The 4,204-nt window shown below is 41.6% G+C and carries 5 protein-coding genes and 2 pseudogenes; 3 read left to right on the top strand and 4 right to left on the bottom strand.

Features of this window, described 5'->3' with window-relative positions:
* From BRD58_RS07310 to BRD58_RS07300, 3 genes are all read left to right on the top strand, one after another.
* Positions 1-368: hypothetical protein (locus BRD58_RS07310; RefSeq protein WP_073382097.1), on the top strand; the 368-nt coding region annotated here is incomplete at its 5' end.
* Between the two features lie 14 nt (positions 369-382).
* Positions 383-742 carry an acyl-CoA dehydrogenase gene (locus BRD58_RS07305; protein ID WP_073382094.1) on the top strand — a complete coding sequence of 120 codons (360 nt, stop codon included), beginning with the start codon at positions 383-385 and terminating at the stop codon, positions 740-742.
* A gap of 30 nt (positions 743-772) precedes the next feature.
* Complete coding sequence (locus BRD58_RS07300; RefSeq protein WP_073382091.1) at positions 773-1,108, top strand: putative periplasmic lipoprotein; 336 nt, start codon at positions 773-775, stop codon at positions 1,106-1,108.
* Positions 1,109-1,443: 335 nt separating this feature from the next.
* Here the strand turns inward: BRD58_RS07300 and BRD58_RS17865 are convergent, their stop codons facing one another.
* From BRD58_RS17865 to BRD58_RS18080, 4 genes and pseudogenes are all read right to left on the bottom strand, one after another.
* The gene (locus BRD58_RS17865; protein ID WP_139263890.1) at positions 1,444-2,163 is read right to left on the bottom strand and encodes a hypothetical protein; all 720 of its coding nucleotides are present in this window, start codon (positions 2,161-2,163) and stop codon (positions 1,444-1,446) included.
* Between the two features lie 272 nt (positions 2,164-2,435).
* Positions 2,436-3,164 (bottom strand): hypothetical protein, encoded by a 729-nt coding sequence (locus BRD58_RS07295; protein ID WP_073382087.1) that lies wholly within the window; start codon positions 3,162-3,164, stop codon positions 2,436-2,438.
* Positions 3,165-3,442: 278 nt separating this feature from the next.
* Positions 3,443-3,921 (bottom strand): annotated as a pseudogene (locus BRD58_RS18230) (primase-like DNA-binding domain-containing protein); the annotation flags it as partial.
* Positions 3,904-4,204, bottom strand: a pseudogene (locus tag BRD58_RS18080) (Arm DNA-binding domain-containing protein); the annotation flags it as partial. The pseudogenes BRD58_RS18230 and BRD58_RS18080, both read right to left, overlap by 18 nt.

Here is a 4,204-nt window from a genome sequence, read left to right as displayed (position 1 = left end):
ACTCACCGGAAGTCAAAAGCAAGCTGCCAGGAACTGTATCCGGGCACGGTTACATTGATTTTGTCATTGATGATGTAGCCGTTGAGTTTGCAGTACGTAAACCAACTGCGGCACGTTCCAATGTCTCCGCGACCGTCAACAGTACAGAAGTAAAGAAATTGATGAAGCACGATGGCAAAGCCTTGCTTGTGCTGTTTGACTTCTCTGACACGCCCTATTCACAAGAACAGATCGAATCTTTCCGCAACTGGCCCTCTCTTGGTCGGGGGAATCATCGCAAGTCCGCATTCAACGTCGTTTATTTCTTTGTGGAAAAACGCAGACCGCTGGCACTGGGGAAAATCACCAAAAACATCCGTATCACTTAATAGGGAATTAATTAATGAACAGAAAACTGTTGGCCTTATTGATGGTAGCCGTAACGCTACCTGTCGCAGCAGCACAGTACGTAAAACCCGGAGCGGTTCTAACCCTGAATCCGGGAAAGGGCAATGCTGAATTCAACATTAATGCCTCAACGGGGGATGGTTCGGGCGTATGCAATATGGAGGGGACAGCACAGCAAATAGCTGCCGGAGAAAGCCAGAAGCGTCGCTGGGTCTGGAATGACAATACCAGCCAGTGTGTTGCAGTAATTAGTGAACTGAAAAACGGTAAGACCAGCATTATGACTCGTGGTTGCGAGGGATACTGCGGGGCTTCTGCGGCAGGCACAATGGATGGTCTATTTAATAAGAAATAAAAGTAGCTTTAATTAGCTAAGGAACTATAGATGAAAAGAGCAATACTTCTGGTATTAATTGCTGCTGGTTTGCTGGCTGGCTGCGGCGAGAAAACGCCAAAATGCAATAGTAATGATGCAAAAAATCTGGTTGTGGACATTGCAGGAAAGACTATCGAGAAAAGCATGACACTGGATAAGGATGTGCGAATTTCTGTTGAAAATGTCAGAACAATAAGCCATGAATCAGGGCTTGATGTCTATCAGTGTGCGGCTGATTTAACATTTACAAAGCCAGATCTACAAAACTATTTACCTATAACATACCGGATTCAGAAAACTGATGAAGGTAAAGGTCAGTTCTATATAAACGTATCAGGGTTATAATCACTGAATAACAAACAGGGTTCCTTTTGGGTTAAGTAATTTATTTATTCCAAAAGGAAATTCTATGAAAAACATCCCCCTATTTACCATTATGAGTGTGATGTACTGACTTGCTTGCCAACTTGGACTAACAGCCAAATCAATTGACCATTAAACTAATCTGAAAGCAGCTTCATTTGATACTCAGTCAACTCATTTGAAAAGTTAAATCACACAATATAAGAGCACCGTTCTTTTACATAAGATCTTATGAAAAGATTTACTTTCTGAACGACTGACTGCTCAAGAAATTACTTAATTATAATTTCAAATAAACTCGTGTATTTCAATAATTACTACTTTTTCTTTTGAGGGATCAATGGCTCTTGAGAAAAATAATCATTTAAATTATACGTCTTACCAAATTTTAACATTGGTCCTTGCATGGATGTAATTGAAGAGTGTTCGTATTGATATTCCTTTGGCATTACCTTAACAGGTCGACTCTTATCATAAACACAGACAGGATTTCCTCCACGAAGGCCAACAAAAATAACTTTATCAAAAGGAAAAGCATCTTCGCTTAGTAGATAGTTTGTCCATTCACAAAGTCCATTTTTAAAGATTTGATTTCCAGAGTCAATTACATCACTAAAACATAGAACGATAGTTTCTTTAAAATCCCCAGCCAATGTATATTCTTCATATTTCTTCCCTTTCTTTTTTACACTATCATATATATATGTTCTAGTTATTTTTGTATCAATTTTCTTTGATGGGCGAACACTATCAATACCATTTGAAATCAAATCATTAATTTGATTATTGATTATATCTCGCCCAAAATTTTCATCATTTAAGTACGACAGCGTTTTCGCTGGGTCAACCGTCGTTATTTCCACCCCAACCTTGAATGGTTTTCTTTCTTTACCGAAAGTTTTGTGAGGTTTTTTAACATCAATTGCTGCATCAGGCCTATCAACTTGATTTGCATCGATACTATAACCACCATACAATTTGTGTAGCGCTGGTCTTGATAAATTAAGAACATGCTCTTCTAATTTTCTTTTTTCCATTTAAATGCCACTCAACTAAATTATTTTAGCCATCACTATGAAAGCGAATTTCACTAATATTAAGCAATCTATTTTAACTATACGTTTATGTTAATACTTTTACGCCTAAAAGCAAAATTTTTCCTACACATACACCTATACACACTGGCGAGTGCGTTCATTTTTCATACACTCTCTTCAGGCCAAAATCTGGACACGAGTCTACTAACCTCCACAATGATCAGCCCCCACTTATCAACATAAGCAGATACGCCAAATCGATGCTATTAAGGTCAAAGCGTTAAACCTAAATCCCATGGAAAAACATGGATGTATGAGGTACTTGAAACTGCAGCCCAGTTGATTTTTACGTCTTGTGAACTGCTCAGAAGAGTTTCACGATCACTGTCCCATTCGAAATCACTCGGTAACAACTGCCCAGGGGCATGAGGCGACAATGCCCCAAAGGCAACATAACTCCATGCTCCTGGCGGTCCTTCTCTTCCCGAAACTACAAGTTCTTGATGCCGTAAGGATTCCCTATACTCTAAAGTTAAGTGTTCCTCTTCCATAAGATCTTTTAGGGTTAACCTTCCCAGCATTGGGCAGCAAAGGTGCCAAGAAGGAAATTCGAAAGTTGTATCATGGTCAATCAATGCCACTGCGATGCTTTCGATAGAATCATTTGAGTTGAATGTCAGAGAAACCAGTGAGTCTGAAAACCTATATCCCCACCATTTATCGCCTATGCGGTTAGGAACACCTAATTGCTGTTCAACCCAGCGAGATGGAGCACCAAGCTCCATCCCTGTGAATATATTTTCAGGTGTTCTACGTCGTTCGATACGAACATTAGGTCTTGCTAACTTTGTCCTTAAAAAACGAACACCATGATTACTCATTGCAAGCCAAATGAGTGCTACACCACCCACAAAACTTCCGACTGCATTAATCATAATATCCTTGACAGGTATATGAGCTAGTAGCATCTGCAATTGCACAATCCAAGCATCCTGCGCCATTGTAAACCTCATTGAATGCGGACGATTTGACCGCCCTTGATATTTTATAAATTACTTTCAACAGAATACCGTAAACACGGTACAGAATTATATGGCAGTGAGCAGGCTGTAGAAGATGATACAAAAGTTTTTTTAGGTTTTACTGTTCACCTTAGGTTTTTTATCAATAATTTCATAGTGATGCAGGGTGAATATACGGTGAAGGGTGAACAGTGGATTGTTCACCTTGTGGCAATAGCCAGAAAGGAAAAGACCGATTGTTGCTGGTCTAAGTGAGGTTATGTTGCTACGCGGTCGTCGCACTTCGGCAGCCAGTCGTCGTAGCTTTCCTCTTTCAGTGACAGATTGGTTTGTATCCCCTACTTTGGATGCCGTTTATCATAATTCAGACCGTACTCTTTCAGCATCAAGGGCAGCCCCAGCCCGAACATTTTCAGGCTGAACACGTTCCTGTATCCGTTAGCCTCCATATAGGCGAGATACGCGTGATAGAGATATTTACGATAATTACGCGGGATGATCCTATAAACATCCCGTTGGTTTGCGAGAGCATTTCCAAATAGCCACACAAATTAAACGTCGGGTCTGCATCGCGCTTAATGCTGAGCGCCTCGTCGGAGTTTTGCTGCGACTGGAGCAGAGTGCGCGCGGTCATCGGATCGCTGAACCTCTGCATAAGCTGGCGCAGAATCACGGCCAGCTCGCACACAATTTTATCCTTGAGCTGCGGATCGCGTTTCTCCGGCGCGATCTTTTCGAAGGCGTTCTCTGACTCTGTTTGCAGAGTCAGCTTTTGCTCTTTTCGAACCTCGCGAGGGTTCTTTCCTTCTGCCACAAGTTTTCGAGCGTCATCGCGACGGGGACGAGCATCGACAAGTGTGATTGTCGGGTACACATCAAGCGATTTCATTTTGGGTTTACCGGCATAGCGATAGCTGAACTGCCAGCTCTTGCTTCCATTAGGCTCTAAGCAATGGCAAGCCTTGCCCATCCCCAAGCGTATAGGATTTATCTTCAGGCTTAGCGCGGCGAATCTGAAT

This window comes from Edwardsiella piscicida (assembly GCF_001896205.1).
Taxonomy (GTDB): Bacteria; Pseudomonadota; Gammaproteobacteria; order Enterobacterales; family Enterobacteriaceae; genus Edwardsiella; species Edwardsiella piscicida.
Note: the sequence above shows the minus strand (reverse complement) of the source record. Positions and strands in the feature narration are given on the sequence as shown.

Coding starts and splice junctions, on each gene's coding strand:
- BRD58_RS07305 (WP_073382094.1), top strand. CDS start 383: ATGAACAGAAAACTGTTGGCCTTATTGATGGTAGCCGTAACGCTACCT.
- BRD58_RS07300 (WP_073382091.1), top strand. CDS start 773: ATGAAAAGAGCAATACTTCTGGTATTAATTGCTGCTGGTTTGCTGGCT.
- BRD58_RS17865 (WP_139263890.1), bottom strand. CDS start 2,163: ATGGAAAAAAGAAAATTAGAAGAGCATGTTCTTAATTTATCAAGACCA.
- BRD58_RS07295 (WP_073382087.1), bottom strand. CDS start 3,164: ATGGCGCAGGATGCTTGGATTGTGCAATTGCAGATGCTACTAGCTCAT.